The organism is Aminobacter sp. P4_D5 (assembly GCF_056401815.1).
Window position 1 is genome coordinate 1 of the sequence record NZ_JBFUIP010001297.1, and the last position, 537, is coordinate 537.

Here is a 537-nt window from a genome sequence, read left to right on the forward strand (position 1 = left end):
GCCTGACGAAGGTCGCCGCCGCAACGCTCGACGACGTTGCCGGCCAAGCCGCCAAGGCCGGCGCCAAGGCGGCCGGCGTGGTGATCGATGACGCCGCGGTCACGCCTCGCTACGTCACCGGCTTCTCCGCCAGTCGCGAGTTGCCGATCGTGCGCAAGATCGCCGTCGGCTCGCTGAAGAACAAGCTGTTCTATCTGCTGCCGGCGGGTCTCGTGCTGAGCGCCCTGGCACCATGGGCCATCACGCCGCTGCTCATGATCGGCGGCGCCTTCCTCTGCTACGAGGGGGCCGAGAAGGCCTATGAGGCCCTGTGGCCGCATGACGCCCATGCCCATGAATCCGCCGTCGGCGAAGCCGCGCAGGACGCGGTGGCCCTGGAGAACGCCAAGGTGAGCGGCGCCATCAAGACGGACTTCATCCTCTCCGCCGAGATCATGGCCATCGCACTGGCGACCATCCCCGATGCGGCGCTTTGGAGCCAGGCGGCGATCCTGGCGGCCGTGGGCATCGGCATCACGGTCGGCGTCTATGGCACGG

1 protein-coding gene is annotated in these 537 nt (G+C 68.7%); it reads left to right on the forward strand.

What is annotated here, in order from left to right; genetic code table 11:
* Positions 1–2 precede the first annotated feature (2 nt).
* The coding region (locus AC1DWF_RS38035; RefSeq protein ID WP_476843575.1) for a DUF808 family protein at positions 3–537 on the forward strand (535 nt) is incomplete at its 3' end.